The sequence below is a fragment of the Streptomyces hainanensis genome (genome assembly GCF_004348415.1).
Lineage (GTDB): Bacteria > Actinomycetota > Actinomycetes > Streptomycetales > Streptomycetaceae > Streptomyces > Streptomyces hainanensis.
Genome location: NZ_SMKI01000575.1, coordinates 1 through 4,304, shown reverse-complemented (window position 1 = coordinate 4,304; position 4,304 = coordinate 1). Strand labels below are relative to the sequence as shown.

The window sequence follows — 4,304 nt, the reverse complement described above, 5'->3', positions numbered from 1 at the left end:
CCCCCGCCCCACCGCCCCTGTCTGGAACATGTGACCGCCTGAGGCTGGGCGGGGCCGGTCGTCCTGTCCTACGATCAAGCGTGCCTTCCGTCGGTGAGAACCCGGGTCGCAGGTCACGGCGGAGCACGCGCCGCCGGGTGTTCGGGGTCGTGGCGTCGCTGGCCGCCCTCGTCGTCGCCGCGCCGGCGGGCGCGTCCGGCACGCCGGAGGCGCCGGGGGCCGCGGCGGGGTTCCAGGCCGGGATCACCCACACCCAGCAGAGCGTGGACGGCGGTTCCGCGTCGCGGGCGCGCGCCGAGGCCGTGCTGGAGACGGTCGGGCCGTTGCAGAACCAGCACCTGATGGGCTGGGGCACCGAGAACCCCGAGCCCGCGCCGGGCGTCTACGACTGGACCAGCCTCGACGAGCGCATCGCGCTCGTCGAGCGGACCGGCGGCGTGCCAGTGATCACCCTGTGCTCGGCGCCCGGCTGGATGAAGGACGCCGACGACTGGGACATGGACGCCGCGCCCACCCCCGAGCACTACGACGACTTCGCCGACCTGGCGGTGGAGACCGCGCGGCGCTACCCGCAGGTGCGCTACTTCCAGGTGTGGAACGAGTTCAAGGGCTTCTGGGACGACGAGCTCAACCGCTGGGACCACGAGGGCTACACCGAGTTCTACAACCTGGTCCACACCCGCCTCAAGGAGCACGATCCGGACCTCGTCGTCGGCGGCCCCTACGTCTCCCTCAACGTCTACGCGGACCCCGGGCGGATGAGCCACCCCTCGGAGCTGGGCGGCGACTGGGGCACCGTCGACCAGCGCGACCTGGACGCCGTCGCGTACTGGCTGGAGCACAACGCGGGCGCGGACTTCCTGGCCGTCGACGGCTGGTCCCGCACCAGGGACGGCTACCACCCGCCGGCCGAACGCGCCGGGGACATGTTCCGCGCCGTCACCGAGTGGCTGGTGGACCGCTCCGACCTACCGGTCTGGTGGTCGGAGTTCTACGCCCCGCTGACGGCCGACGGCTACGAGAGCTCGCCGGCCGCGATCCGCTCCGTGCTCGCCGGAATGCGGGACGGCGGGGCGTCGGTCGCCCTGTGGTGGGGGCCGGAGTGCGACGGCTCCGGCTTCCCCTGCGTGTGGACCTCGACCAGGGAGGCCGACGGCGGCCGGCCGACCGACTACCTGCCGGTGCTCCGCGAGTTCTCGGCCGACTGACGGTCAGCCGAGGCGGCGGATCGGCGTGCCGGCGAGGAAGGCCTGGATGTCCTCCACGGCGTCGCCGTAGTACCGGCGGTAGTTGCCCTCGGTGACGTAGCCGAGGTGGGGGGTGGCCAGCAGGCGCGGAAGGCTGCGCATCGGGTGGTCCGCCGGCAGCGGCTCGGTATCGAACACGTCGAGGCCGGCGCCGGCGATGGCGCCGCGCTCCAGCGCGTCGACGAGCGCCGCCTGGTCGACGACGGCGGCGCGGGAGGTGTTCACCAGGTAGGCGGTCGGCTTCAGCCGCGCCAACTCCCGTGCGCCCAGCAGGCCGCGGGTCCGGTCGCCGAGCGCGAGGTGGACGGAGACCACGTCGCTGGTGCTCAGCAGCTCGTCCAGGGACGCGGCCAGCGCCACGCCGGCCTCGTCCGTCCGGTCCCTGGTGAGGTTCTGGCTCCAGGCCACCACCTCCATGCCGAAGGCGAGCCCGACCCGGGCCATCAGGCTTCCGACCCTTCCCAGGCCGAGCAGTCCCAGGCGGCGGCCGTGCAGGTCCGCGCCGAGGGTGCTCTGCCAGGGGCCGCCGTCGCGCAGCGCGGTGTTCTCGGCGACGACGCCACGGGCCAGGCCGAGGATCAGCGCCCAGGCCAGCTCCACGGGCGGCGTCGGCGAGCTGGCCGTGCCGCAGACCGTCACGCCCTGCCGCTCGGCGGCGGCGTGGTCGATCACCGCGTTCCGCATGCCCGCGGTGACCAGCAGTCGGAGCCGCGGCAGCCGGGCGAGCAGCGACGCCGGGAAGGGCACGCGCTCGCGCAGCGTGACGACGATGTCGAACGCGGCGAGCGCCTCCGTCAACTCGTCCTCGGTGTGGAGGTGTTCGGTGAAGCTGACCACCTCCACCCGGTCCAGGAGGGGCGACCAGTCGGCCATGGCCGTCGCCACCCCCTGGAGGTCGTCGAGTACCGCGCACCGCGCTCTCATGCCGGGGCCCGGCGCCCGAGCAGGGCGCCGAGCGCCGGCTCGTCCAGCAGGTCGGCCCCGGTCAACGGCGGCTCCGCGCGCCGCGCGAGCAGACTCAGCACTCCGCGACGCCCCGTCAGCGGGCGGGCGGGACCGGTGAATCCGCCGTCGACCAGCGCCGTCGACGTCACCGCGTCGGCGGCCGCGAGCCGCGCTCGCCGCGCCTCGACGGCGGGCGCGTCCGCCGGCCCCGCGACGCCCGTGGCCTGGGTGCCCGCCAGGCCGATCGCCATCAACGCGGTGCCCGGCGTCGGCCGGCGCGCCGCGACCGTGGCGAGCGCGGCGGCGAAGCCGGGGAGATGGTCCACGCTCACGTCGAGACGTGCCGCGAGCCGCGAGGCGACGGCGAGCGCCACCGCGACGGCCCGCGCCGCGTCCGCGGCGGAAAGGCGCTCCGCCGTGCAGGGCGCCACCGCCGCGGCCACGGCGGGCCGGTACCCGGCCGCGACGAGCTCCGCCGCGACGGCGCCGACCCGTTCCCGCTCGTCGTCGGCGACGACGCCCCGCCGCAGGCGAGCGCCCTCGTCCAGGAGCCCGCGCACGGCCACGACGTTCGGATGGTCGGCGGGCAGCGCCCCCACGTCGGCCAGGAGGTGGGCGAGCGCGACCTCCTCCGCGTCGTGGTCCGCGAACTCCACCGCGGCCGACCCGGCGTCGGCCGCCTCGACCTCCTCGGCCGCTTCCGCCGCTTCCGCCGGGTCGGGCGCGGCCGCCGCCAACAGCCCCCGCAGATAGCCGGGCCCCTCGCGCCGCGTCGCCGCGTCGAGCGCGTCCGCGCCCCCGGCGCGCACCCGGTCGACGAGCCCCCGCGCCTTGGCCCGCAACTCCTCGGCCGTGAGGGGCCGCGCCGCGCTGCCGCGCGCGTGCGTCACCTCGTGGGTGAGCACGCCGCCGTCGGCCAGCGAGACCTCGATCCGGGCCGCGTCCCGCGCGCACTCCTCCGTCGGCGCGAACGCCACCAGCGCCCGCAGCCGCCGCGCCGGCGCGGACACCACGAACGCGTCGGCGTACGCCGCGAGGTCCACCCTGGGCCTCAGCAGCCCCGCCGCCACCCCGTGGGCGGTGGAGAACCGGGCCTGGAGCCCGTCCACCGGCTGGATGTTGCCCGTCAACTCCGGGACCAGCGGGTGACAGACCAGCCGGATCGCCCGCACCGCGTCGGGCCCGCCCCGCTCGGCCAGCCCGGCGTGCAGCGCCTCCGCCGCCTCGATCGCCGGATGCGTGACGATCCCGCACGGATAGGGCTTGAACGTGTTGTCCAGCAGCTCCCACCGCCGCCCCACGTCGTCCAGCAGCGCGTTCGCGTCGAACGCGCCCCGCGCGAGCCGCCCGACCAGCCCGTCGGGGCCGGTGAGGGAGTCGCCCGGGCCCGGGGTGCCGGACCCCGTGGCCACGTCCCACGCCGCCCGCAGCCCGTTGACTGCCGCCTTGCCGGGGTGGAAGGGCTTGGTCATCGAACCGAAGCCCTCCCGGTTGCCGAGCCCGCCTTCGACCGCCCACTCCAGCGCGACGCGCAGCTCTTCCGCCCCGAGGTTCAGCAGCAGCCCGGCGGTGACCGCCGCCCCCACCGCGCCGCAGGTCCCGGTGATGTGCCAGCCGGCGTCGTAGTGCTCGGGCGAGATCGCCACCCCGAGCCGCAACTGCGCCTCCACGCCCCACGCGAAGGCCGTGAGCACCTCGTCGGCGCCCGCGCCCGCTATGTCCTCCCGCAGGCCGGCGAGGCCGACCAGCGCGCCGAGACCGACCGCCCCCGGGTGGATGACCGTGGACAGGTGGGTGTCGTCGTAGTCGTCCAGATGTGCCGCGACGCCCGTCAGGAGTGCCGCGTCCAGCGGCCGGAGCCGCTCCGGACGGCCGGGCGACAGGGCCTCGCCCGCGCCCGGTTCGGCCGTCGCGGCGACCACGACACCGGTCGCGGGCTCCCGCGCGGCGCCGACGGTCGTCGCGAGCACGTTGTAGAGGGTGCGCCGTGCGGCCTCCCTCACGTCGTCGGGCAGAGGTGCCCCCGCGTGCGAGACGACGAGGTGGGCGAGCCGACCGAGCGGGGCTGACATGAATCTCCTTGGTTGCGTGGTGCGTTGACGGGCTGTCTCT

The 4,304-nt window shown here is 75.9% G+C and carries 3 protein-coding genes; 1 reads left to right on the top strand and 2 read right to left on the bottom strand.

Annotation, left to right across the window (positions count from 1 at the left end):
- Positions 1–137: 137 nt before the first annotated feature.
- Entirely contained in the window at positions 138–1,208 is a 1,071-nt protein-coding gene (locus E1283_RS37685) for a xylan 1,4-beta-xylosidase (RefSeq protein ID WP_165956333.1), read from the top strand.
- A gap of 3 nt (positions 1,209–1,211) precedes the next feature.
- On the opposite strand, the gene E1283_RS32735 is transcribed toward E1283_RS37685, so the two are convergent.
- Both E1283_RS32735 and E1283_RS32730 read right to left on the bottom strand, forming a co-directional pair.
- On the bottom strand, positions 1,212–2,171 hold the full coding sequence (locus E1283_RS32735) for a D-2-hydroxyacid dehydrogenase family protein (RefSeq protein ID WP_132821797.1): 960 nt from the start codon (positions 2,169–2,171) through the stop codon (positions 1,212–1,214).
- Positions 2,168–4,264 (bottom strand): MmgE/PrpD family protein, encoded by a 2,097-nt coding sequence (locus E1283_RS32730; protein ID WP_132821796.1) that lies wholly within the window; start codon positions 4,262–4,264, stop codon positions 2,168–2,170. Before E1283_RS32730 ends, E1283_RS32735 begins: the two co-directional genes overlap by 4 nt.
- Positions 4,265–4,304 lie beyond the last annotated feature (40 nt).